Below are 24513 nucleotides of genomic sequence, written 5' to 3'. Positions count from 1 at the left end.
TGTTGAACGAGGGGCTGGTGAATTCCACGCGGGACTACGGTTTGACGGTGATGCGGTCCGCCGGCGGCGGGGCGACGCCGGGGTGCGCGCCGAAGTAGGCGATCAGCGCATCCAGGTCGACCGGGCCGCCCGCCAGGTCGGTGCCCTTGGTGAACTCGGTGAACCCGTCCCCGCCGGCGGCGAGGAAGTTGTTCACCGACACCCGGTAGGTGCCCGCCGGGTCGACCGGCTGACCGTCGATGGTCAGGTCCGAGACCTTCGAACCGGGGGCCGCCGACGAGGAGTACGCGTACTTCAGCGTCGACGAGACCTGCAGGATCCGCGGCGAGGCCTGCTGCCACTGCTGCTCCAGCACGGCCTTGAGGTTCTCGCCGGTCATCGTGATCGTCTGCATGATGTTCGCGAACGGCTGCACGGTGAACGCCTCGCCGTAGGTCACCACGCCGTCGCCTTCACCGGCGGGCGAGGACGCGTACACCAGGTCCGCGCGCACGCCGCCCGGGTTGGTGATGGCGATCTGCGCGCCGTTCGACTTGGTGGCTTCGAGCTGGGCGTCGGCGATCACGCTGCCGAGCGGCATCTCGCCGGACGGCGCGGCCGCGCGCAGCAGGTCGCCGGAGATGGTGCCGACCTGCTCGTTCGCGATCGGCGCGGACTTGGTCTTCGCCTCGTCGATCAGCTTCTGCGTGCCCGCGTCGGGCGTGCCGGTGCGGGTGACGATCTCGTTGTGCGCCTGGGACTGCTCACGCACCACCTCGCGCGAGCGGCGGTCGATCTTCAGGTCCACAACGGACAGCAGGCGGCCGAAGGAGGCACCTTGGATCATCGTGCGCGGTTGGCCCGAAGGGTCGTTGACCGTGCAGTTGTACTGCTGGTGGCTGTGGCCGGTGAAGATCACGTCGACCTTGGGCGTGACGTTCTCGGCGATCTTGGTGGCCGGGCCGGGCAGCGTCCGGCAGTCGTCCGGGCCGCCGCCTTCGGTGTTGTCGCCCTGGTGCAGCAGCACGACCTGCGCCTTGATGCCGAGGCGGTCGAGCAGGGTCGCGGTGCGGTTGATCGCCTCGACCTCGTCGCCGAACTCCAGGCCCTTGATCGCCTCCGGGGTGACCACGGTCGGCAGGTCCTTCAGCGTGGCGCCGATGACGCCGATCGGCACGCCGCCGGAGAACTCGACGCTGAACGGGAGCAGCGCCGGGATGCCGTTGTCGAAGGTGACGTTGGCGCCGAGGAACGGGAACTTCGCGCCCTGGTACTTGCCCCGGAACTGGCACCCGTCGTCGGGGTGGCAGCCGCCGAACTGCAGGCGCTGCAGTTCCTGGTACCCCTCGTCGAACTCGTGGTTGCCGACCACCGAAGCCTTGACGCCGATCGAGTTGAGGAATTCGATCGTCGGTTCGTCGTGGAACAACGCGGAGATCACCGGCGAGGCGCCGACGCTGTCGCCCGCGGAGAGCACCACCGAGTTCTTGACCTCACCGCGCAGCCGCTTCACGTGCGACGCCAGGTGGGCCGCGCCTCCAGCGTCCACAGTGGACCCGTCCGGCAGCGTGACCCGGCCGGAGGAACCGGACGGCGGCTCGAGGTTGCCGTGCAGGTCGTTGAAGGTGATCAGGCGGACGTCGGTGGTGGCGGCCGGCGCGGCGGAGGCGGGTGAGCCAGCCGCGATGAGGCCGAACGAAGCCAGCACGGCCACCCCGAGGGTGCCTGCTCGCCTGCGCAGGCGGGTAGTCAAGATCATTTCTCCTCCGTTTCGGGCTCGGAGTCTGCCTGGTCGTCAGGCCATCCACCAGAGGAGAAAGACGGCTACCGGGTTAATTCGCTGCCGGACAACAGCACGTGCGCGACCAGTTCCGGATCGTCACTCATCGGCACGTGCCCGCAGCCGGGCAGGCGCACGAGTTCGGCCCGCGGGCAGATCCGGCGGAGTTCGGCGACGCGCGGCGGGAAGACGATGCGGTCGTACTGGCCCCACGCGATGGTCACCGGCATGTCGGCCACCTGGCCGTCGAACCGGATGTCGCGGCCGGCGGCGATCGCCGGGGCGAACCCGGGCGCGCTGGCGAAGGCCCGCAGGTCGTCCAGCACCACTTCGGCCGCCAGGCGCGCCGGTTTCGCGACGATCAGCCCGACCATGGCGCGCCGACCGGCCGGTGTGGCCGCGAGCCGGCGCGCGATCGCGGCAGGCATCCGCTGGGCGGCGTGACGGTGCGCGCGAAGCACCCGCAACGCGTGCAGTTGCTGCCGTCGCGTCCAGAGCCCGGCCGGCGAAAGCGCGGTGACGCTGCGGACCAGGCCGCGCTGGCCGAGGCCCAGCGCGAACAGCCCGCCCATCGAGTTGCCCGCCACGTGCGGCCGGTCGAGGCCGAGCCCGTCGAAGAACTCCGCCATCGCCTCGATGCCGTTGTCCAGCGTGAACGGCTTGTCCGACAGCGGCGACTCACCGAAACCCGGCACGTCCACCGAGATCACCTCGCGGTGCGGTGCGAGCAGCGGCACCACCGGTGCCCACGCCTGGCGCCGGTGCCCGACCCCGTGGATCAGCACCAGCGGTTCCCCGGACCCCGTCCGGTCGAAGGCCACCTTGCCCATTACCCGACGGTAACAGCTCGAACTTACCGACGGTAGGTTCCGCGGCCCCGGCCACCCGGCCAGTCCCGCCTCGGCCATTCGGTCGACCGGCCGCCGGACCGGACAGCTTTTCGACCGAAGTGGCCGGGACCTGGGAATTCCTAACGTTCTCGGTATGACGCACGCACAGGCCACCGCCCTCCAGTACGGACTGCTCGCGTTCCTCGCGGTCTGGGGCACGCTGGTCATCCCGCAGGCGATCGTGCAGTACGCCCGGCACGGCCGGATCCGGCCGAAGGGACTGCTGGCCAGTGCGGTGTTCACCCTCTACGCCTGCCTCGCGCTGGCCGTGGTGCTGCTGCCGCTCCCCGGACCGGGCACCGCGCGGCTCAGCCAGACGGTGCAGCTCGTCCCGTTCCAGTGGGTCGCCGACATCGGCACCGAGATGGGCAAGCACGGCCTGGCGGGCTGGCAGGCGCTGGGCACGCTGACCTTCCAGCAGCTGGCGATGAACGTGCTGCTGCTGGTGCCGCTGGGCGTGGTCGCCGGGCTGGCGTGGCGGCAGGGCTTCGCGCGGACCGCGGCGATCGGCTTCGGCGTCTCGCTGGCGATCGAATTCACGCAGGTCACCGCGAACTTCGGCACCGCGCCGTTCGTCTACCGGATCTTCGACGTGGACGACCTGTTCGCGAACACCATCGGGGCCGCGCTGGGCTGGGTGCTCGCGGCGCTCTACCTCGCGCTGCGGGCGGGGGCGGCCTCAGCCGTCGAAGCGCCGGTCGCTCATCGAGGTGGCCAGGCGCGCGGGCGCCAGGGGGTCCACCTCACCGAGCCGCGCCAGCCTCGCCCGGCGCTGGGCGGCGTGGCGGCGGGCCGCTCGCTGGTCCTCGCGCAACACCAGGAACGCCGCGGCCGCGAACACCGCCAGCACCAGGGTCACGACCAGCACGAGCTCCACCACTCCACCTCCACACGCCGCTGTGCGTCAGATCACACAGGGTACGCATTTCGTGGTGATTTGGCCAACAACCCGAATTATCAGTGGTCCTGACGCGGCAAAACGCAAAATTCGTTGCCCTCCGGGTCGGTCAGCACGATCCACGGGTGGTCAGGCGCCTCGTCGAGCAACGAGGCGCCCAGCCCGATGAGCCGATCGACCTCCGCGCGCTGGTCCCGCTCGACCGGGCCCAGGTCGAGGTGCAGGCGGTTCTTCACCACCTTGCCCTCGCCGACCGGCTGGAAGAGCAGGCGCAGCCCGTCCGGCTCGGCCGGGTCCCCGATGGTCAGGTATTCGAGGCCGTGGGAGTCCTTCCAGCGCTCGATCTCGCGGTAGTCCAGCGCCGCGCACCAGAACTCGGCGAGCCGGTCGGAGTCGTCGCAGTCGATGGTCAGGGCCAGCACTTTGGTCGACATCACACCAACGTATCCAGCCGGACCGGTGTGCACACTTGTTGCCGTGCGACCCACCCCCGAGCAACTCGCCGCGGCCCACGGCGGCGAGATCGACGACGTCCTCGCCCCCGGGCTGAAGGTGCTCTTCTGCGGCATCAACCCCGGCCTCTACTCCGGTGCGGTGGGCCTGCACTTCGCCAGACCGGGAAACCGGTTCTGGCCGGCGCTGCACGCGGGCGGGTTCACCCCGCGGCTGTTCCGCCCCGACGAGCAGCGTGAACTGCTCGACCTGGGCCTCGGTATCACCAACCTGGCCGCGCGGACCACGGCCAGGGCGGACGAGCTGGCCAAGGAAGAATTGCACCAGGGCGGGCTGATCCTCACCGAGAAGCTGGCTCGCTACCGGCCGCGCTGGCTCGCGGTGGTCGGGATCACCGCCTACCGGACGGCCTTCCGGCAGCCGAAGGCGACCGTGGGCGAGCAGGCCGGAACCCTCGCGGGAACGAAGGTCTGGGTGTTACCCAATCCCAGCGGTTTGAACGCACACTGGACGCCCGCCGCGCTCGGCGAGGAGTTCCGGCGACTCCGCGTGGCGAGCGAGGAGGACGTAACCCACCCTCAGTAGACCCGGTCACCAGTCCTCGCGCGGGATCTCGCGCCGTCGTGGGACTGGTCACCCGGGTAACTTACTGACAGTCGATTCCGCAAACACGGATGCGGCCATGAGGGGGATCTGGCGTCACGAGGTCTCCGGCGGCAACTCACACAACCAGGAGGAACATCGTCGGCCGGTCCCGGCAGGGGGGACCGGCGTGTGGTGGTGCGCGGCCGGGGGGCCGGACACCACCGGGCGGCGATGCGCGCACGAAGATGGAGATCGCATGACCCGCAGCACCGACCCCGGCCGGGCACATCCACCGGGGGCGTCGGCCCCGCCGATACCCCCGGTCACCGGCGGTCGCGGCTTCACCGTCGCGGCGGTGGAGGCGGTCCCGATCTTCCGGGACGGGCTGTCCGCGCTGATCCAGCGCTCGCACGGGATGACCTGGGTCGGCCACGCGGCCAACCACCACACCGCACTGCAGCTGTGCGAGCAGCTCAAGCCGGAGATGATCCTGCTCGACTCCGGGCTGGACCCGAACTGCCACCTGACCCGGCTGCTCACCGCGGCCGAGCACCCGCCGATCGTGGTGGTGCTGATCCGCGAAGCCACCCGCACCTCGCGCTACCTCACCTCGGCCATCGGCGCCGGCGCCCGTGCCGCGGTACCCCGGTCCGCCGAGCCGCGACGGGTGATCGAGGCCATGCGCCGCGCCCACATGGAGACGCGGTACCTCGACCCGGCGCTGGCGACCCTGGCCGTCCGGCCGAAGCGGCAGCCGGCGGCGGACGGGCGCCCGGCGACCGGCCCGCGCGCGCAGATGCCGCTGTCCCGCCGGGAGTACCAGGTGCTGCAGCTCATCGCGGAGGGCATGGAGAACTCGGCGATCGCGAAGGTGCTCTACCTCTCGGTGGAGACCGTGCGCACGCACGTGAAGTCCATCCTGCGCAAGCTCGCGGCCAGGGACCGCACGCACGCGGTGACCACCGCGTTCCGCTCCGGCATCCTGATCACCCACCCGGACGATTGCGCCCAGCTCCCGGAGAGTGCCGAACCGCAGAAGTGACCGGCATCACATCCATTGGTGAGGATCGTCGATCACATCTGGACGGATTCACTTGCCGCGAGTTACTGAGGGGTAATACCCTGAAGTTACCGGCCAGTAGGGCAGTAGACGGCTACGGCGTGCCCACCGGAAACCCCGAGCGACACGGAGCGACGAAATGGGCCACTACAAGAGCAACGTGCGAGACCTCGAGTTCAACCTGTTCGAGGTGCTCGGCGTGCAGGAACGCCTCGGCAAGGGCGTGCTCGCCGAATCCGACGAGGAGACCGCCCGCGGGGTGCTGAGCGAGCTGAACAAGCTCGCGGTCGGCCCGCTGGCCGAGTCCTTCGCCGACGCGGACCGCAACCCGCCGGTGTACGACCCCAAGACCTTCTCGGTGAAGCTGCCCGAGTCGTTCAAGAAGAGCTACGAGCGGCTGTACGAGGGTGAGTGGTGGCGCCTCGGCCTCACCAACGACCTCGGCGGCTTCGGCCTGCCCCCGACCGTGCAGTGGGCGGCCTCCGAGCTGATCCTCGGCGCGAACCCGCCGCTGTTCATGTACCTGGCGGGCCCGAACTTCGCGATGATCGTGAACAAGAACGGGACCGACGAGCAGAAGCGCTGGGCGCAGCTGATGATCGACAAGGCCTGGGGCGCCACCATGGTGCTGACCGAGCCGGACGCCGGTTCGGACGTGGGCGCCGGGCGCACCAAGGCGGTGCTGCAGGAGGACGGTTCCTGGCACCTCGACGGCGTGAAGCGGTTCATCACCTCGGCCGAGCAGGACCTGACCGAGAACATCATGCACCTGGTGCTGGCGCGGCCCGAGGGTCCCGGCATCGAGACCAAGCCGGGCACCAAGGGCCTGTCCCTGTTCCTGGTGCCGAAGTTCCACTTCGACAGCGAGACCGGTGAGCTGGGCGAGCGCAACGGCGCCTACGTCACCGGCGTCGAGCACAAGATGGGCATCAAGGCGTCCACCACCTGCGAGCTGACCTTCGGCCAGCACGGCGTGCCCGCCAAGGGCTGGCTGCTGGGCGAGGTGCACGACGGCATCGCGCAGATGTTCCAGGTCATCGAGTACGCCCGGATGATGGTCGGCACCAAGGCCATCGCCACGCTGTCCACCGGCTACCTGAACGCGCTGGAGTTCGCCAAGGAGCGGGTGCAGGGCGCCGACCTGCCGAACATGCTGGACAAGACCGCGCCGCGGGTGACCATCACGCACCACCCGGACGTCCGCCGGTCGCTGATGCTGCAGAAGGCCTACGCCGAGGGCCTGCGCGCGGTGTACCTCTACACCGCCACCTACCAGGACCTGCTCTGGACCGGTGACGGCAGCGAGGACGAGCTGAAGCTGGCCGAGCGGGTCAACGACCTGCTGCTGCCGATCGTCAAGGGTGTCGGGTCCGAGCGGGCCACCGAGCAGCTGGTGCAGTCGCTGCAGACGCTCGGCGGTTCGGGCTTCCTGCAGGACTACCCGATCGAGCAGTACATCCGCGACGCGAAGATCGACTCGCTGTACGAGGGCACCACGGCCATCCAGTCGCTGGACTTCTTCTTCCGCAAGATCGTCCGCGACAAGGGCCAGGCGCTGGGGCACATCGCGAACGAGATCACCAAGTTCATCGACGCCGAGAGCGGCAACGGCCGACTCAAGAACGAGCGCGCGCTGCTCAAGCAGGCCCTGGAGGACACGCAGGGCATGCTGGGCGCGATGATCGGGCAGCTGACCTCGTCGCAGGAGGACCCGAAGAACATCAACAAGGTGGGCCAGCACACGGTGCGCCTGCTGATGTCGGCCGGCGACCTGCTGGTCGGCTGGCAGCTGCTGCGGGCCGCCGAGGTGGCCATCGCCAAGCTGGACGCGGGTGCTTCGGCCAAGGACACCCCGTTCTACGAGGGCAAGATCGCGGTGGCTTCGTTCTTCGCCAAGACCGTGCTGCCGGAGCTGACCTCGCGGCGCGCCATCGTCGAGGCGGCGGACAACGACCTGATGGACGTGCCGGAAGCCGCGTTCTGATCCTGGTCTCCACCAGGGAGGGGCCGGGCGGGGTTCACCCGCTCGGCCCCTTCGTGGTTTGGCCGTTTTCGGCGGAGGTACCCCGACGTCAAGACGGTGTAAGGGAGACGGCTAATGGAAATCGCAGGCATCATCAGCGCGATCGTCGTAGGGCTGATCATCGGCATCCTCGGCCGCTTGGTAGCCCCGGGCAAGCAGGGCATCCCGATCTGGCTGACCCTGCTCGTCGGTGTCATCGCCGCGTTCATCGGCACCGCGATCGCACGCGGGCTGGGCTACGCGGACACCAACGGCTTCGACTGGCTCGAACTGCTGACGCAGGTCATCGTCGCGGCTGTCGGCGTTTCGATCGCCGCGGGTCTTTATGGTCGACGTCGCGTCACGCACTAGTGCTTGGATTTGTCCGATGGGCGGCGCCTTCCGGGCGCCGCCCATCGTCCTGTCTTGGCTGGTGTTTTTCAGTCGCTTCTCAGTCGCGGAACGACGCGCAGGCCACCGCGACGTACGCGGGTTTCGGCGCGCGCCAGGTGACCTGGGCCCAGCGGTTGTCCTTCACCTGGAGGTTCTTGCCGCCGACGCAGGAGTACTCCCCGCCGACCACCGGCTTGCCGCACGGTTCTTCGGGGTTGACCGGCAGGTTCAGGCAGGTGGTGTAGCTGTCGCAAGACAGCGTGGCCAGCAACTGCCCACTCAACTGCGGCTCGGCGCGGACGTTGAGCTTGCACTCGTTGGTCACCGTCGCGTGCACCAGCGCGGGCCCCTCCCCGGCATTGGCGGCCGGCGCGCCCGCGAGCGACATCCCCACCACCGCGAGCACCGGCAGCACCTTGGCGAACTTGGACACCCGACCTCCTTGTTAGCTGTACGTCCTGACCCACAGTAGCCATGCGCGCGCGAAGGGCAATTACTCGATAGGGCGGTACGGTGGCGCCCGTGGAACTGGACTTCTACCGGCACGGACTGACCGACATACCGGACGCGGTGTGGTCGGCCACGGACCTGCGGGTGCTCAACCTGGCGGACAACAAGCTGACTTCGGTGCCCTCGCGGATCGGCACGCTGACTTCGCTCCATACTCTGGACCTGGGGCACAATGAGTTGACTTCGGTGCCGGATTCGCTGGGTTCGTTGCCTTCTTTGACCGAGTACTTGTACCTGAGCGACAACCAGTTGACCGCTTTGCCGGATTCGCTCTGTCAGTTGGCTGGCCTGCGCTATTTGAGCGCTACCGACAACCTTCTGACTTCTCTTCCTGCTGATATCGGTTCCATGCGTTCAATGCGGGAACTACGCTTGTACTACAACCAGCTGACTTCCCTGCCGGATTCGATTGGTTCTCTGGTTTCTTTGCGGGAACTGTATTTGCGGGGGAATCGCCTGAGTACTCTGCCGTCTTCTGTCGGCTCTCTTGTGGACCTGCGACACCTGGACTTGCGGGAGAACGCACTGACTTCGTTGCCGGAGTCGTTGCTGGGGCTGCCCAAGTTGGGGAAGCTGGATCTGCGGTGGAACAAGCAACTGGAGTTGCCGAAGTGGTTGCCACAACTGGAAGCACAAGACTGCGTCGTCCTACTCTGACCTGTCCACAGATATCTCCTTATCCACAGGGCCGAGTTGAACCACCCCCATCAGAGGTGTGGGGGCTATAGACTGGCGATAGGGGCCGCCCCCGGGAGGGTGGGGGGCTGCCTGCTGGTGGGTCGATGCCTTCTACTGTGGGCGATGGCTGGGCCTTCGGTCCTTGAATGCAGACGTCGCCTGATCGAATCCGGCGTTCTTGTGCGGGAGTGCGGTCTTGACTGCATGGCAGCGAAACTCGACCGCCCGAACGTGAAGCTCAGTCGCCTTGATGCGGGGCTCGGTTGTCTGGCTTCGGTTTCGATCGCACGGTGCCGATTCGGGCTTTTCGAGCCTGGAGTTGTCCAGCGCGGGTGTGGACTCGGGCGCCTGAGCGTGGAACTCGACTACCCGAGCGTGGGACTCGACTGCCTGAATGCGGGACTCGGGCTCTGAACGTAGAAGTCGGCTTCCTGAGCGTGGGACTCGGCTCCACGAGTGTGGAACCCGGCTTCCTGAATGCGGGGCTCGGGTGCCCGAACGCGGGACTCGGCTTTCCGAACGTGAGGCTCGGGCGCCCGAGTGTGAGACTCGGCTTCCTGAACGTGAGGCTCGGGCGCCCAAGTGTGAAACTCGGCTACCTGAATGCAGGACTCGGGCGTCTGAGTGTGGAACTCGAGTGTCTGAACGTGGGATTCGGGCGCACGAATGTGGGGCTCGGGGGGGGCTGGGCGTGGGATTCGGGTGCACGAACGCGGGACTCGGGGGCATGAACGTGGGGTTCGGGGGGCTGGGTGTGGGGTTCGGGGGGCTGGGTGTGGGGGTCGGGTGTACGAGGGGGCGGGGGCCTGGTTAAGGGCGGGGGGTTGGGGGTGGTGCGGGTTGTTGTGGGGGGTTGGGGCAGGTGATGTGGGGGCGGGGGGCGTAGGTGGTTACTCGTGGTTCCCGGGCTAGTTCGGCGCCGGTGTTCGGGTCGTAGAAGATGCGGGTGTCGGTGACGGTGAAGCCCGGGATGCCGCGGACGGGTTTGCAGCGGCGGCTCGTGTCGCGTTCTTCGGGTGGGGCGATGACGTTCGACTGCGGGCCGGTTTCGCCTTCCACCCGGAATCGTTTGGTGCCCCAGATCTTCACCGTCACGGAGTTCGCGCTGGTCAGGGTTTGGATCGCCACCCCGGTCGGGGCGTCGTTGGTGAAGCGCAGGTCGACCGCGGAGCCGTCGTCTTCCAGTGACTTGGCGTCCCGGCCGGCGGGGAAGCGCGCCAGGTGGAAGCTGTGCGAGCTGTGTTCGGCGTCGGCCAGGCCGGCGAAGTAGACGGCGTTGTACAGGGTCGAGGTGAACTGGTTGATCCCGCCGCCGTAGACCTCGGCGCCGGTGCCGTCCTCGTGCACCGGGGCCTTGATGTAGCCCTGCGAGGCGGTGGTCGGGCCCGCGTACCCGTTGAGGCTGAACGTGTCGCCCGGCCGCACGATCGCCCCGGCGACCTTGCCCGCGAGGGTCTTCACGTTGCGCGCCACGTCCCCCGAGAAGCCCTCGCTGGTGTACTCGCCGATGACCTCCTTGATGCCCATCGCGTTCGCCGCGTCCGTGGGCACGGCCGGCGGGACGGGTTCGTAGGTCACCTGCAGCTCGTGCGCGTCCGGCCGCTTCACCACGTCCAGCAGCGGCGCGAACGTCGGCGCCCACGCCACCTTCCGGCCGTCCTCGGACGGCTGCACCGACGGCGACGCGTCGTTGAACACGATCTTCGCGTCCTTCGGCTGCCGTTCGGTGCCCTCCAGCTGCGGCTGCGCGAGCAACTGCAGGCTGCCCTGGTCGATGCGCACGTCGAGGGAGCCGGCGTCGTTCGGGGAGAACTGCATCGCGGCGGCGATCGCGTCCGGCTTGAGCACCGCCTCACCCCCGTCGCCGCGCAGGTAGGTCGGCTGCGCGACGGCGGGCTTCACGATCTGCTCCAGCGTCGCCCGGACGCCCTCGCTGGTCGCCTTGGGCAGGCCCACCTGCACCGGCAGCTCCACCTGACCGCCGGTGATCCAGCTTTCCTTGATCAACTCGGCGGCGCGCCGGACGTCGGTCATCTCCTGCCGTTGCCGGGGCTCGACCACGATCGGCGTCACGCCGCCGTCGCTGCCTTGGATCGACTCGAAGCGGATGCCGCCTTCGGTCATGGCGTGGTTGAGCTGGTCGGCGGCGAACGTGGTCAGCGCCTGCTTGAGTTCGTCCGGATCGCTGGAGGTGACCACGCCGACCTCGCGGGTGGTGAAGAACGAGGCGATCCGGGTGAACGGGTCCAGCGGCTGCATGCCCGCCTTGGACACCGTCTCCGCCCAGTCGATGTCGAAGCCGGAGGTGGTCGGGTCGAGCTCGGCCGTCACGTCCCCGGCGCGCACCGGCACCGGCTTGGTCAGGCGCGGTTCCAGCTCCTGGCGCAGCAGCGCCTCGGCGGCACCGCGCTCCATCCCGCCGACGTGGACGCCGACCACGGTCACCCCGCGCGGCACGGTGCCCGAGCTGAAGTACAGGTCGGCGGCGTAGAGCACGAGGAACAACGCGAGGAAGGCGCCGATGCCGACGAACAGGCGGCCGATGGCGAACCGGCGGCGGGTGGACTCGCTGCGTGGGCGCTCCAGCACCACCGGCTTGTCCAGCAGTGAGTCGGCGAGCCCCTCGTCGTGCTGCCGGGGGGCCGGGGGCTCGACCTCGACCAGGTCGGCGTCGAACTCCGGCCAGAAGTGGTCCGGGACCGTCGCCGTCGGACGGTCGAGCTCTTCTCGCACCTGCCACCTCCCGAGCGGTCGGGCGGCGGCGAGCGCCTACAAGTACAGCCCGGTGCCGTGCTCCGTGCGCTCGCTCGCCATGGCGTGAATGTCGCGCTCGCGCATCACCAGGTACCCCTCGCCCTGGATCTCCACCTCGAGTTGGTCATCCGGGTTGAACAGGACTCGGTCGCCGACCTTCACGTTTCGCACATTGTTGCCAACTCCGAGTACATCACCCCAGGCGAGCCGCCGCGCGACTTGAGCCGTCGCCGGGATGACGATGCCACCGCTGCTGCGGCGCTCACCGTCCTCACCGGACAGCTTGGCCAGCACCCGGTCGTGCAGCATTTGGATTTCGAGCTTGGCCGCGGATTGTTCGGACACGACCCGAATGCTACGCCGCGAAATTCACTCCGCCGGGGTACCCGCCATCATCAGTTCCAGTGCCCGTTCGCCGCCGGGTTCGAGCCGCACCGGCACGCCCCAGTCCTGTCGCGTCACCCGGCAGACCGGGTGCTCGGTCGCACTGTCGCAACTGGCCGCCTGCGCGACCACCTGGAGCACGCCCTCGGTGATGCCGTCGGCGAGACGGATGCGGCGGACCAGGTCGGTGCCCACGCCCGCGCCCTCGGCCAGCAGCTCCGGCGGCGACGCGCTGATCTCCAGGCGGGTCGACGGGCCGTAGCGGTCGTCGAGCTTCTCGCCGGGCGGCGGGGTGAAGACCACGCTGAACTCCAGCTCACCCGGGGAGAGCACGGACGGCGGCCGTCGCACGGCGTGCGCGTCCCCCTCGACGCTCTCCACCCCGTCCGCGGCGATCGCGGTGATCCGGTGCCCGGAGGACTCGACGACCAGCAGTTCATCGCCCTGCACCAGCAGCCCGGACGGTTCGGCGAGGCCGGTGGCCACAGTGGACACCTGCGTGGTCCGCGGGTCGTAGCGGCGGACGGCACCGTTGTAGGTGTCGGCGATCGCGATCGAACCGTCCGGCAGGGCGGCGAGGCCGAGCGGGTGCTGCAACAGCGCCTCGGCGGCGTCGCCGTCGCGGTGGCCGAAGGAGAACAGGTCCACGCCGACCGCGGTGTGGACGGTGGACGACTCGTCGATCCAGCGCAGGGCCGAGGTCTCGGCGTCGGCCAGCCACAGCTTGCCCGGCGTGACGGCGAATCCCGAGGTCTGCGCGAAGAAGGCCTCGCTCGCCTCGCCGTCGCGCAGGCCTTCGACGGTGGTCCCGGCGAAGCGGCGGATGGTGCCCTCGACCGGGTCGAACGCGGAGAGCGTGTGGTTGCCCGCCATCGCGACGATCACCGCACTGGCGGGCTCCCACCAGATGACGTCCCACGGGCTGGTGAGGTCGACCTTGCGCGCGTCGCCGCCGGAGTCGTCGTCGCGCCACTGCTCACCGGTGCCCGCGACGACGGTGACCTCGCCGGTGTCCAGGTTGAGGCCCTGGAGCTGGTGCGCGGCGGTGTCGGCGACCACCGCGTGGTACCCGGCCCGCTCGGCGACCTCGGGCGGCAGCAGGGCGACACCGGACGGCTCGGTGAACGGCTCGCCGCGCTTGCCCGTGCCGAAGCGGCGGACCAGGCGATCGCCGTCCAGTTCGACGATGGAGTGGTTGCCGGTGTCGGCGACCAGGAGGTGTCCGTTCGCAATGGACACGGCCTTGCTGGGGAACCGCAGCAGGCTCTCGGCCTCGTCGAGCGGCACGTACGGACTGCCGCCGCGGCGCAGCGTGCCCTCGTGCTTCACCACCAACTCGGCGATCACCCGGCGCAACGCCTCGGCATGCCCCTCACCAGCGGCGACGTGCACGACGTAGCCCTCGGGATCGACGACCACCAGCGTCGGCCACGCACGCACCGCGTACTGCGACCACGTCGTGAGCTCGGGGTCGTTGAGCACCGGGTGGTGCACCTCGTAGCGGCGCACCGCGGCTTCGATCGCGGCCGCCTCACCCTCGTGCAGGAACTTCGGCGAGTGGACCCCGATGGTCACCAGCACGTCGGCGAACTCGGCCTCCAGCGGGCGCAGCTCGTCCAGTACGTGCAGGCAGTTGATGCAGCCGGAGGTCCAGAAGTCGAGCAGGGTGATCTTGCCGCGCAGGTCGGCGAGGCGCAGGCGCTCGCCGCCGGTGTTGATCCACTCGCGGCCGGCCAGCTCAGGTGCCCGCACCCGGGCCTGACGATTGCTCACCCCACACAGCTAACACGTCCCACCGACATTTCCCAGTCAGTGGGAGGCTTCCGCGCGGGTTTTGAGGCGGCGCAGGGTGGCTTCGATGTTGCGCTGGTTCTGCTCGTCCCGCTGGAAGACGCCGGTGACCGCGGAGGTGGGCAGCTTCAGCCAGCCGGGCCGCCGCTCCCAGGTGCTTTCGGTCACCACGCAGCCGGTCTCGGTGGCGGTGATGTCGTACTGCCAGCGCGAGACCGGGAGCCCGGCCACCGAGGTGACCTCGAAGGCGAACCGGCGGCCCGCCCAGGCGTCGGTGATCTCCGAGGTGGTGCTCCACCGGCGGAACCCGCGCCGGTTGCTGCCCTTGAACCGGGCGCCGACGACCGCCTTGTCGGCGCCGTCGAGCCACCGGTGCCCGGAGTACTCCTCGGCCAGCTCCGCCAGCACGCCCAGGTCGCTGAGGAGCTCGTACACCCGCTGCGGACTGGCGTTGACCTCGATCCGCCCCTTCGCGTTCGGTTCAGCCATGTCTCGCAAGATACAAGGTCAGCCGCGGCGCAGCGTCCTGGTGACGCCCGCGGCCACCGTGGTCGCCAGCGTCCAGCCCATCGCGGTGAACCCGACCGCCACCCACTTGTCGGCGCCCTCCATGAACCAGCGGCTCTTGTTGCCGAAGTCGACGATCGGCACCAGCAGGTCGACGGTGTAGAGCACCGGGCTCCACTCCAGGCCCTTGTCGTCGCTGTTCACCGCGCACCGGCCGCCGCTCTGGGCGTAGTTCTGCGTGTCGGTCAGGCACGGGTGATCGGTCTGGCCGGTGGCGAACCAGATGCTGCCGGAGATCAGCAGCAACAGCAGCCAGCCGACCGCGCGGCCGGGCCGGTAGCCGTAGCCGACCATCGAGCGCTGCAACCAGCTCCACAGCCGGACCAGCGGCCCGAGGAAGCGGTAGCCGTCGGCCAGCGACTCGTACCGGAACTGCTGCTTCTTGAACAGCACGGTCGAGGCGTGCTCCTCGTTACCGCTGGTCCGCAGCATCTCGGCGAGCTGGTCGTACGGGCCGGGCCGGTAGCCGCCCATCGCCCGGCGCAGCAGGCGGATGCGCTGCTCGACCGCGGCGTCGTCCTTGATGCCGATCGGCACCTTCATCGAGTCGTAGCGGAAGTCCTCCAGGTCGAGGCCGCCGGTGGCCTCCCACAGCTCGGGATTGTCGTTGAGCGTGACGCAGTGCGCCCCGGCCAGCACCACCTGACCGCGGGGCGCGATGTCGGGGACCAGCGCGAACTCGTCGGCGGTGACCGAGCCGACGTCGAGCGCGATGCCGTCGCGGTCGCTGGACTGGAGCACCGCGCCGGTCAGGTCGACCCGGCGGGCGACCACCGCGCCGTCCAGGTTGACCCCGCCCTCGGCGTGGAACCGGCGCTCGCGGTTGGCGGTGAACACCAGGTCACGGCCGATGCGACCGGCCCGCACGTCCACCGAGAAGCTGGTGTTCGGCCGGACCGCGGGCTTGACCACCTCGGTGCCGTAGAGGTCGATGCTGCCGCCGACCTCGATGCCCTGCAGCCGCAGCGTGCCCTCCACGGTGGCGTCGGTGATGTGCAGGTTCCCGGCGATCTTGGCGCGCCGGGCGGAGAAGACGTCGCGCTCGTGGTGGTGCAGGGTGGCGTTCCAGGCGAGCACGTTGCCGCCGACGGTCACGTCCGACAGGCGGCACTGGCCCATCGGCACGTTCAGGCTGGTCGCCTCGATGTCGCCGTTGATCTCGGTGCCGTCGATGTGCAGCGCGCGGTCGTAGAACGGCTCGACGTACCCGCGGGCGACGGAGATCTCGGCGTGCGCGAGCCGCAGGGTGCCGCCGATGTGCGCGTTGACCATGCGGATGGTGCCGGTGGACCGGAAGTCGTCGCTGAGCTCCACGTTGCCGTCGACGCGCAGCCGGTCGGCGCTGATCGCCGGGCGCGGGTCGAGGTAGGGGTCGCGGGACTTCCACTGGTCCACCACGATCGGGCCGTGCTGGCTGGTGTGCAGCCGGGCCCCGCGCAGCACGATGTCACTGTCCACCTTGGCGCTGGGCAGGTAGATGATGCCGTTGGCGGAGAAGCGTTTGCGGGCCTTCGGCGGGCCGTAGGTGTCGACCTCGCAGAGCAGGCTGCCGCCGATGTGCAGGCCGTTGCCGTTGAGCGCGAAGCCGTCCGGGTTGTGCAGGGTGGCGCCGGAGAAGTTGACGTTACCGCCGGTCTTCAGGCCGGGGACGCGGATCTCGCCGTCGGCTTCGAGGCGGTAGGCGAGCAGCGCGCCGGTGATCTCCAGCCGGTCGGCCTGGATGGCCTTGCCGCGGGCGTGCCTGATGCGGGTCCGGGTGAGCACCACGGACCCCTCGATGGCGGCGTCGGTCAGGTTGATCGCCGCGTCGGGACGGCCGCGCTCGCGGTCGTCACCGCGCTGGACCGCGGTCTCGCTGTGCCCCTTGACCGTGTGCTCGACCTCCACCTCGCAGCGGATCAGGCGGACGTCGTTGCGGCTGCGCATGTTGCGGGCCTTGAGCCCGGGCAGCCAGCAGCGGCGGAACACCAGCCCGAGCAGGGTCGCCTCGCGCACGTCCGGCGCTTCCTCGAACCGGCAGCGCTCGAAGCGGAAGAGGTACTCCAGGTCGAGCGCGCGCAGGTCGAAGCGGCCGGTGATGTAGGCGTCCTCGACCTGCACCAGCGGCGCGTTGGTCGGCTGCTTGCGCAACCGGAGCAGGCCGCCGGCTTCCGGCACGATCAGCGGCCTGATCAGGTCCTCGGCGCGGATCTCGAAGCGCTTGTCGGGATCGGGCTGGAAGGGGTCGAAGGCGTCGGGCGGTTCGGGCGGATCACCCGGCTCCTGCTCGTCACGGGTCCCGCCTCGCCGGAACACCACCACCCGCGCTCCCCCTCCCTCATGAACACCCCCATGCTAGGAGTGGGGCATTACCAGCATCCAATGCAAGTAATGCCCCACTCATAGCATTCGAAGACCGCTATTCGACGGGGTGCGTGGGGTTGAGCACCCGCGACAGGAACGTCTTCGTCCGCTGCTGCTGCGGGTCCCCGATCACCCTGGCCGGCGGACCCTGCTCGACCACCACACCGCCGTCCATGAACAACACCACGTCGGCCACCTCACGCGCGAACTGCATCTCGTGCGTGACCACCAGCATGGTCATGCCCTCCTCGGCGAGCTGGCGCATCACGCTGAGCACGTCGCCGACGAGTTCCGGGTCCAGCGCCGACGTGGGTTCGTCGAACAGCATGACCTCGGGGTTCATCGACAGCGCCCGCGCGATCGCCACCCGCTGCTGCTGCCCGCCGGACAGCTGCATCGGCAGCGAGTTCGCCTTCTCCGAGAGCCCGACCTTCTTCAGGTTGTCGTGCGCGATCCGCTCCGCCTCGGCCTTGTCGCGCTTGAGCACCTTGCGCTGCGCGATGGTGAGGTTGTCCAGCACGGACAGGTGCGCGAACAGGTTGAACGACTGGAACACCATGCCGATGCCGCGCCGCGCGTGGTCGATGTCGACGTCGGGGTCGGTGATCTCGTGGCCGTTGACCACGACCTTGCCCTGGTTCGGCTCCTCGAGCAGGTTCACGCAGCGCAGGAGGGTGGACTTGCCGGAGCCGGACGGCCCGATCACGCAGACCACCTGCCCGCGCTCCACCAGCAGGTCGATGCCCTTGAGCACCTCCAGCTCACCGAACGCCTTGTGCAGTCCGGAAACCTCGACGATCACGTCGCTCATGCCTCGACCTCCAGGCCTCGGGTCTGCTTCCGGCCGGTCCGGCGCTCCAGGTACCGCGAGAGGTAGCCGAGCGGCAGGGTGATGATCAGGTAGCAGAGCCCGGCCAGCAGGATCGGGGTCATCGACCCGGTCGCGTTGAGGCCCTCGCGGCCCCACTTGGTCAGTTCGTACTGGTCCCTGGCCAGGCCCAGCAGGTAGATCAGCGACGAGTCCTTGGTGAGCAGGATGAGCTCGTTGGTCAGCGGCGGCAGGATGATCCGGAACGCCTGCGGGATGACGATGGTGATCATCGCCCGGCCCTGGCTCATGCCCAGCGACCTGGCCGCCTCGACCTGGCCGGGCGGTACCGCCTGGATCCCGGCGCGGATGGTCTCGGCCATGTAGGCGGCACCGACCGCGCCGAGCGCGATCGCGGCCGTGGAGTAGATGTCGAACTTGATGCCGAAGGCGAGCGGCACACCGAAGCCCAGCGCGATGAACACCAGCAGCGCCGGGATACCGCGGAAGAATTCGATGTAGACGGTGGCGATCCACCGGTAGGGCGGCACCGACGACAACTTCATCAGCGCCAGCACGAGCCCGAGTGCCAGCCCGAGCAAGAAGCCGAGCACGGTGTAGATGATGGTGTTCTTCAGCGCGGTGGTGATGATGCCGGGGAACTGCTGGGACGCGGCGTCGAGGTTGAAGAACGCGCGCTGGATCGTCGCCCAGTCCGCGACGAGCGCCAGCACGGCGATCACGAGCACCAGCAGCGCGTACTGCACCAGCTGGATCGTCTGGCGCCGCTTGCGCTTGGACATGGCCATGGGAAGTGGCTCCTCGAAAGTGGTCGGCACGACCAAGGGGAACGACCGCCGTGGCGGCCGTTCCCCTCAGGCGCGGATCAGGCGGTCGGCTTCTTGCCGAACCACTTTTCGTAGATCTTGTCGTAGGTGCCGTCGCTCTTGGCCTTGGTCAGCGCCTCGTTGACCTTGGCCAGCAGCGCGCCGTTGCCCTTCTTCACCGCGATGCCGTAGTTGTCGCCGGTGTCGAAGGTGGCGGTCACCTCCACGTCGGCGTTGGCCTTGAGGAAGTCCAGCAGCACCACGTCGTCGTTGATGCCCGCGTCGACCTGGCCGGTCTGCACCGCGGTCTGCTCGAGCGCGAGGTCCTCGAACTGGATGACCTCGTAGCCGAACTTGTCCTTGTTCTCGTTGGCGTAGGTCTCGCCGGTGGTGCCCTGCTGCACGCCGAGCTTCTTGCCGCGCAGCTTCTCCAGGCTGTCCAGGCCGGACCCCTTCTTCACCAGCAGCGCCTGCTTGGCGTTGAAGTAGGGCGCGGAGAAGTCCATCACGGCCTGGCGTTCCGGCGTGATCGACATGGCCGCCGCGGCCACGTCGCACTGGCCGATGTTCAGCGACTCACCGGACTTGATGCCCTCGAACGGCGTGTCGAAGATCTTCTGCTCGCTCGCGCCGACCAGGGGCAGCACCAGGTCCACCAGCTCCACGTCGAAGCCGACGGTCTTGTCGCCCTCGGTGAACTGGAAGGGGGCGTAGGGCAGGTGGGTGCAGGTCGTCAGCTTGCCCGCTTCTTTGAGCGTGATCTGCCCACCGGCCTGGGTGTCGGCTCCGGTGTTGACCGATTCGGCGCAGCCTGCCGCGGTAACGGCCAGGGCGAGCGCCGGCAAGATGGTGAGCGCTCTGCGTGTGTATCGACGCGCCACGGTGTCACTCCTAGTAGTCAGAACTCGGCGAGATTTTGCATCCTGCCACCCGCCGGGGTCAACTGCCCAGCATTGGGACGTTACAGCGCCGTTTCGACTAGGTCTTTCCTGTGTCTTCCTGGTGGCGGAGTGGAGGACATCACCTCCACGGACCGCACGCCCACTCGTTCGGGGAGTGTCCGAGGCCCGCGCCGTGCGATCCTTGAACAGAAATCAACGCCGGTCAGGAGCGGGTGATCGCAGTGCACTTCGACCCGGGATCCGCCACCGCCAAGCTCGCGGCGGAGATACGGCGACTGCGCAGGGAGGCAGGACTCAGCCAGCAGCGCTTGGCCAAGGCGGCGCACTACACCCGTGCCTACATCGGCATGCTGGAGAAACCTCGTGCGAGCCTTCCCGCACACTCGCTGGTCGAGTCGCTCGACCAGGTCCTGCAGGCCAACGGAGAACTCGTCGAACTGCGGATCAGAGCGGAACGCGAACATGCCGCGCCTGGCGGACCGGAGACACGGTCGGTCCCGCTTCCCGACACCTACTTCGAGGTGATGGACGCCATTCGCCGCTCGGAAGTCACCGGTGCCACGCTTGAATACCTGCACTTGACGACCGACGAGCTTTGCTGCCAATACGCCTGGCGCGACGCGGGGAAGCTTCGCGAAGAAGCGCTTTTCTGGCTCGGCAACGTGAAGGCCCTCCTCGCGGGCCCTTGCTCGTTGGGTGACCACCGCGAACTCCTCGTGGTGGTCGGCTGGCTTTCCCTGCTGATCGGCTGCCTGGACTACGACATGGGCAACGAGCGCGGTGCGGAGTTCGCGCGCCGATCGGCCTTCGAAGTCGGCAAAGAGACCGATCACGGAGAAATCCAAGGGTGGTCCTTCGAGATGGGTGCCTGGTTCGCGTTGACCCAGGGCAAGTACCAAGCCGTCGCCAACTTCGCCAGGGGAGGCCTCCGGGCCGCTCCCCATTCGTCGGTCGCCGTGCAACTGACCGCACTGGACGCCAAAGCGACGGCCCGCATGGGCGCACGCGTCGACAGGATCCTCGACGACGGCTTCTCCATCCTGAGCGGGCACGACGACCCTTCGCGCCCCGACCACCACTTCGTCATCGACCCGACGAAGTGGGCGTTCTACGCGATGGACTGCTACCGGATCTCCCGGCAGAACGACAAGTCGGCGATGCACGCCCGCGAAGTGCTGCGATTGTCGAAGGGGACCGGCGGAGTGGAGAAATCACCCATGCGCGCGGCCGAAGCCAACCTGACACTGGCCACCCTCAGCCTGCGTGACGGCGACCTGGAGGGTGCTGCCGACTACACCGCGAAAGCGTTCGACGTCGAACGGAGGTCGGTCAATTCCCTGCTACTCGTGGCGGACGAGGTCAACCGGGAAGCGAAAAGCCTGGGCTCGAACGACCCCGCGATTCGGGAGATAGGCGACCAGATCACTTCTGCCCACTCACGCCTTCTGGGCAACTAGAGGCAAAGCCTCTGGTTTGCGGGTCGAATTTGCCTCGTCAACCGTGTTTCCGTGTTCGCGCCATGTCCGACAGCGGAGGGCGAACCAGTGAACGAGTTCCTCGACGAGGCCGTGAACACCTTCGACAAGTACATGCCACTGCTCATGGAACCGAACCACCTTCGGCTCCTGGCTCTGCTGCGAACCTACGAGTGGTGTCGAAACGAGGTTCGGCGCCGGGCGGTGCAGCTTGCTGCGGCTGACCCGCACCGGCAGTACCGGCTCGCTGTGCACACCGCGGCGCTCACCGAGTTGACCGCCCCAGCCGTTGAGGAAGTCCGGGTCGAGTTCGACGCCGATGGCATGGTCGTCCCGCCAAGGCCGCTCCGCGACCACGCCGTAGCTACTCGTGCCTCGAACTCGGCCGAGGAAGTGCGGGACGACACGAATGTGGCTTTGGGGGCCGATTCCGCTCCCAAAGCCACATTCGTGTCGTGGGTCCTAGGCCGTCGCGTGGGCGTGGAGGATGTGGGCGACGGCGGCGGTCACGCGTTCCGCCTGGGCCAGGTGCAGCCATTCGTCCGGGACGTGGGCGTTCGAGTCCGGGCCGAGGGCGCCGGTGACCAGGAACTGGGCGTTCGGGTACTTCTCGCCCAGCAGGCCCATGAACGGGATCGAGCCGCCGAGGCCCATGGCTCGCCAGGGGGCGCCGAAGACCGCGGAGCTGACCTCCTCCAGCGAGGCCGACAACCAGGGGGCGGTGGCCGGGGCGTTCCAGCCGTCGGCGTGTTCCAGGCCGGCCAGTTCGACGGTGGCCGAGTACGGCACGTCCGTGGTCAGCGCCTTCTCCAGCGCGCCGAGCGCGGCGGCCGAGTCGGCGGTGGGCGGCAGGCGGAAGCCCAGCGCCAGGGTGCTGTGCGCGCGCAGGACGTTGCCCGCGTCGACCGGCTCCGGGAAGCCCGAGGCGCCGATCACCGAGAGCGTCGGCCGCCAGGTGTTGTTCAGCAGCAGTTCCACGTCGTCCTGGTCGACCGTGGTGGTGCCGCCGTGCAGCGGGAACGACCGCTTCATCGCGCCCGGCGCGGCGGCGGCCGCGGCTTCGGCTTCCGCGGCGCGGTCCGCCGGGACGTCCACGTAGAACTCGTCGAGCAGCAGGTGCCCGGTCTCCGCGTTCTCCACCCGGTCCAGCAGCTCGCGCAGGACGCGGAACGAGCTGGGCACGACCCCGCTGGCCAGGCCCGAGTGCTGCCCGGAGTCCAGCACGCGCACGGTCACGTGCACCTGGACCAGGCCGCGCAGGCTGGTGGTCAGCCACAGCCGTTCGTAGTCCTGGCCGCCGGAATCCAGGCACACGACGAAGGTGACCTCGCCGAGGCGCTCGCTCAGGTGCTCCAGGTACGCGGGCAGATCGGGACTACCCGACTCCTCACCGGTTTCCAGCAGCACCACGGCACGCGCGTGCGAACCGCCCGCCGCGCGCAACGCCTCCAGCGCGGCCGTCGCGGCGTAACCGGCGTACCCGTCGTCGGCCGAGCCGCGGCCGTACAACCTGCCGTCCTTGAGCACCGGCTTCCACGGGTCCAGGCCCTCCGACCAGCCACCGAGCGGCGGCTGCTTGTCGAGGTGCCCGTAGAGCAGCACCGTGCCCTTGTCCTCGGCACCCTCGGTGGCCGGCACATCCAGCAGCAGCACCGGGCTGCGGCCGGGCAGTTCCACCACGTCGATCGAGGCGCCGGGGATCGCCCGGGTCCCGAGCCAGGTCCGGACGTGCTCGACGGCGGCGGCCAGGTGGCCGTGCTCCGCCCAGTCCGGGTCGAAACCGGGGGACAGGGCGGGGATGGCCACCAGTCCCGAAAGGCTCGGCAGGATGTCGTCCGCCCAGAGCCGCCGCACGGTTTCACGCATCGCGGTCGTATTCACAGTCTGTTCCACCTCGTCCATCCTGCCACCAGGTCATTCGCCGGCGTGCGCGTGCAGAATCCGGGCCACGGCCTCGGTCACGCGCTCGGTCTGCTCCAGGTGCAGCCATTCGTCCGGCACGTGCGCGTTGTTGCCGGGGCCGCGCGGGCCGGTGACCACGAACTGCGCGTCGGGGTAGGTCTCGGCGAACAACCCGAGGAACGGGATGGTGCCGCCGAGGCCGAGCGCCCGCCACGGCTCGCCGAAGACCTCCACGCTCACCTTGTCCAGCGTGGTCGCCAGCCAGGGCGCGAGCTTCGGCGCGTTCCAGCCGGACGCCCCGGCCGGCCTGCCGATCTCGACCTTGGCGCCGTACGGGACGTCGGTGGTCAGGGCGCGGGTGATGGCCTCGAGCGCGACCTCGGCGTCGATGGTCGGCGGCAGCCGGAAGCTGAGCTTGAGCCCGGTGAACGGCCGCAGCACGTTGCCCGCGTCCTCCAGCGACGGCAGCCCGCTGGCGCCGGTGACCGACAACGTGGTGCGCCAGGTGTTGTTGAGCACCAGTTCGACCGGGTCGTCGGTGGCCGTGCGGACGCCTTCGGTGATCGGCAGTTCGGGTCGCAGGCCGCCCTCGGCGACGGCGAGCCGCACCTCGGCGAGCCGGTCCTCCGGGATCACCACGCTCAACTCCGGCAGCAGCATCTCACCGGTGCGCGAGTCCTCCAGCCGGTCGAGCAGCTGCCGGACCACGCGGAACGAGCTGGCCACCAGGCCGCTCGAATGCCCGGAGTGCACGCCGGAATCGAGCACGCGCACGGTCAGGTCAAGGAAGGCGATGCCACGCAGGGAGGTCGCCAGCCACAGCCGTTCGTAGTCGCCGCCCGCCACGTCGAGGCAGACCACCAGCCCGACCCGGCCGATGCGGTCACGCAGGTGGCCGAGGTAGGCGGCCAGGTCGGGACTGCCGGACTCCTCGCAGGTCTCCAGCAGTACGACCGTTCGTGCATGTTTGCCGCCCGCCCGGTGCAGCGCCTCCAGCGCGGTCGACGCGGCATAACCCGCGTACCCGTCGTCACCGGCGCCGCGGCCGTAGAGCCGTCCGTCTTTCACCACCGGGGTCCACGGGTCGAGCCCGGGCGACCACTCACCGGCCGGCGGCTGCTTGTCGAGGTGTCCGTAGAGCACCACCGTGTCCTCGGTGGTCGCACCGGACGCCGGGATCTCCAGCAGCAGGAGCGGGGTGCGGCCGGGGAGTTTGACCACGTCGACCACCGCGCCCGGCAACTGCCGCGAAACCAGCCACCTGCGCAGGTGCTCGACCGCGGCGTGCAGGTGGCCGTTGCTGGCCCACCAGGCGTCGAAGGCGGGTGACAACGCCGGGATCGAGACGAACTCCGAAAGGCTCGCCAGTGCGTCGGTGCGCCACGTGTCCTGAATCGTCTCCCGGAGCAGTCGCTGGTCCATGCCCTCGATCCTGACAGAGGGGGTGGGGTACATCACAGGGGGCGAGCAGCCCGGAAGTCGCGGCCACCCGAGGCCCGGCCGCGCCCCGGACCCCCGCTGGTCCAGACGTA

Annotated in this window: 22 protein-coding genes; 7 read left to right on the top strand and 15 right to left on the bottom strand. The window is 69.0% G+C overall.

Annotated elements, in window-relative coordinates; genetic code table 11:
• Positions 1-34: 34 nt before the first annotated feature.
• Together JOM49_RS07155 and JOM49_RS07150 are read right to left on the bottom strand one after the other, a co-directional pair.
• Entirely contained in the window at positions 35-1738 is a 1704-nt protein-coding gene (locus JOM49_RS07155) for a bifunctional metallophosphatase/5'-nucleotidase (protein WP_209663554.1), read from the bottom strand.
• A gap of 65 nt (positions 1739-1803) precedes the next feature.
• Positions 1804-2589, bottom strand: coding sequence for an alpha/beta fold hydrolase (locus tag JOM49_RS07150; RefSeq protein ID WP_209663553.1), 786 nt, complete (start codon positions 2587-2589; stop codon positions 1804-1806).
• 154 nt (positions 2590-2743) lie between these two features.
• Here JOM49_RS07150 and JOM49_RS07145 point away from each other — a divergent pair, with 154 nt between their 5' ends.
• Positions 2744-3619, top strand: coding sequence for a VanZ family protein (locus JOM49_RS07145; protein ID WP_372443980.1), 876 nt, complete (start codon positions 2744-2746; stop codon positions 3617-3619).
• Here the strand turns inward: JOM49_RS07145 and JOM49_RS07140 are convergent.
• Complete coding sequence (locus tag JOM49_RS07140; protein WP_209663552.1) at positions 3607-3981, bottom strand: VOC family protein; 375 nt, start codon at positions 3979-3981, stop codon at positions 3607-3609. The genes JOM49_RS07145 and JOM49_RS07140 overlap by 13 nt on opposite strands.
• 43 nt (positions 3982-4024) lie before the next feature.
• Between JOM49_RS07140 and mug the strand changes: the two genes are divergently transcribed.
• The 4 genes from mug (at position 4025) to JOM49_RS07120 (ending at position 8019) form a co-directional block, all read left to right on the top strand.
• Positions 4025-4585 carry a G/U mismatch-specific DNA glycosylase gene (gene mug, locus JOM49_RS07135; RefSeq protein WP_308158676.1) on the top strand — a complete coding sequence of 187 codons (561 nt, stop codon included), beginning with the start codon at positions 4025-4027 and terminating at the stop codon, positions 4583-4585.
• 256 nt (positions 4586-4841) lie between these two features.
• Complete coding sequence (locus JOM49_RS07130) at positions 4842-5627, top strand: LuxR C-terminal-related transcriptional regulator (RefSeq protein WP_209663550.1); 786 nt, start codon at positions 4842-4844, stop codon at positions 5625-5627.
• Positions 5628-5784: 157 nt separating this feature from the next.
• Entirely contained in the window at positions 5785-7629 is a 1845-nt protein-coding gene (locus JOM49_RS07125) for an acyl-CoA dehydrogenase (protein WP_209663549.1), read from the top strand.
• A 114-nt stretch (positions 7630-7743) separates the two neighbouring features.
• Entirely contained in the window at positions 7744-8019 is a 276-nt protein-coding gene (locus tag JOM49_RS07120) for a GlsB/YeaQ/YmgE family stress response membrane protein (protein ID WP_209663548.1), read from the top strand.
• A 79-nt stretch (positions 8020-8098) separates the two neighbouring features.
• Here the strand turns inward: JOM49_RS07120 and JOM49_RS07115 are convergent, their stop codons facing one another.
• Positions 8099-8473 carry a hypothetical protein gene (locus JOM49_RS07115; protein ID WP_308158675.1) on the bottom strand — a complete coding sequence of 125 codons (375 nt, stop codon included), beginning with the start codon at positions 8471-8473 and terminating at the stop codon, positions 8099-8101.
• Positions 8474-8562: 89 nt separating this feature from the next.
• Between JOM49_RS07115 and JOM49_RS07110 the strand changes: the two genes are divergently transcribed.
• Positions 8563-9207 (top strand): leucine-rich repeat domain-containing protein, encoded by a 645-nt coding sequence (locus tag JOM49_RS07110; RefSeq protein ID WP_308158674.1) that lies wholly within the window; start codon positions 8563-8565, stop codon positions 9205-9207.
• 831 nt (positions 9208-10038) lie between these two features.
• Here the strand turns inward: JOM49_RS07110 and JOM49_RS43645 are convergent.
• The 8 genes from JOM49_RS43645 to JOM49_RS07070 all read right to left on the bottom strand — a co-directional run bounded on the left by JOM49_RS43645 (position 10039) and on the right by JOM49_RS07070 (position 19583).
• Positions 10039-11961 (bottom strand): VanW family protein, encoded by a 1923-nt coding sequence (locus tag JOM49_RS43645; RefSeq protein ID WP_308158673.1) that lies wholly within the window; start codon positions 11959-11961, stop codon positions 10039-10041.
• Positions 11962-11997: 36 nt separating this feature from the next.
• Positions 11998-12291: a GroES family chaperonin gene (locus JOM49_RS07100; RefSeq protein ID WP_113698006.1), complete on the bottom strand. Its 294-nt coding sequence runs from the start codon at positions 12289-12291 to the stop codon at positions 11998-12000.
• A 60-nt stretch (positions 12292-12351) separates the two neighbouring features.
• Positions 12352-14118, bottom strand: coding sequence for an NHL domain-containing thioredoxin family protein (locus JOM49_RS07095; RefSeq protein ID WP_209670917.1), 1767 nt, complete (start codon positions 14116-14118; stop codon positions 12352-12354).
• Between the two features lie 57 nt (positions 14119-14175).
• On the bottom strand, positions 14176-14646 hold the full coding sequence (locus tag JOM49_RS07090; protein ID WP_209663546.1) for an SRPBCC family protein: 471 nt from the start codon (positions 14644-14646) through the stop codon (positions 14176-14178).
• 18 nt (positions 14647-14664) lie between these two features.
• Entirely contained in the window at positions 14665-17025 is a 2361-nt protein-coding gene (locus tag JOM49_RS07085; protein WP_372443979.1) for an oxidoreductase, read from the bottom strand.
• 97 nt (positions 17026-17122) lie between these two features.
• Positions 17123-17878 (bottom strand): amino acid ABC transporter ATP-binding protein, encoded by a 756-nt coding sequence (locus tag JOM49_RS07080; RefSeq protein WP_245369250.1) that lies wholly within the window; start codon positions 17876-17878, stop codon positions 17123-17125.
• A complete protein-coding gene (locus tag JOM49_RS07075; protein ID WP_209663545.1) occupies positions 17875-18684 on the bottom strand; it encodes an amino acid ABC transporter permease in 810 nt (269 codons plus the stop codon). Before JOM49_RS07075 ends, JOM49_RS07080 begins: the two co-directional genes overlap by 4 nt.
• A gap of 77 nt (positions 18685-18761) precedes the next feature.
• Positions 18762-19583, bottom strand: a complete 822-nt coding sequence (locus tag JOM49_RS07070; protein ID WP_209663544.1) for a transporter substrate-binding domain-containing protein — start codon at positions 19581-19583, stop codon at positions 18762-18764.
• 233 nt (positions 19584-19816) lie between these two features.
• Between JOM49_RS07070 and JOM49_RS07065 the strand changes: the two genes are divergently transcribed.
• Positions 19817-21061 (top strand): helix-turn-helix domain-containing protein, encoded by a 1245-nt coding sequence (locus JOM49_RS07065; RefSeq protein WP_209663543.1) that lies wholly within the window; start codon positions 19817-19819, stop codon positions 21059-21061.
• On the opposite strand, the gene JOM49_RS07060 is transcribed toward JOM49_RS07065, so the two are convergent.
• The 3 genes from JOM49_RS07060 to JOM49_RS07050 form a co-directional block, all read right to left on the bottom strand.
• Entirely contained in the window at positions 21041-21436 is a 396-nt protein-coding gene (locus JOM49_RS07060) for a hypothetical protein (RefSeq protein WP_209663542.1), read from the bottom strand. The genes JOM49_RS07065 and JOM49_RS07060 overlap by 21 nt on opposite strands.
• A gap of 105 nt (positions 21437-21541) precedes the next feature.
• Positions 21542-22981, bottom strand: coding sequence for a M20/M25/M40 family metallo-hydrolase (locus tag JOM49_RS07055; RefSeq protein ID WP_209663541.1), 1440 nt, complete (start codon positions 22979-22981; stop codon positions 21542-21544).
• Between the two features lie 12 nt (positions 22982-22993).
• Positions 22994-24403 (bottom strand): M20/M25/M40 family metallo-hydrolase, encoded by a 1410-nt coding sequence (locus JOM49_RS07050; RefSeq protein WP_209663540.1) that lies wholly within the window; start codon positions 24401-24403, stop codon positions 22994-22996.
• Positions 24404-24513: the final 110 nt, after the last annotated feature.

The sequence above is a fragment of the Amycolatopsis magusensis genome (assembly GCF_017875555.1).
Taxonomy (GTDB): domain Bacteria; phylum Actinomycetota; class Actinomycetes; order Mycobacteriales; family Pseudonocardiaceae; genus Amycolatopsis; species Amycolatopsis magusensis.
The sequence above is the reverse complement of the archived record's forward strand: the minus strand, read 5'-3'. Positions and strand labels throughout refer to the sequence as shown.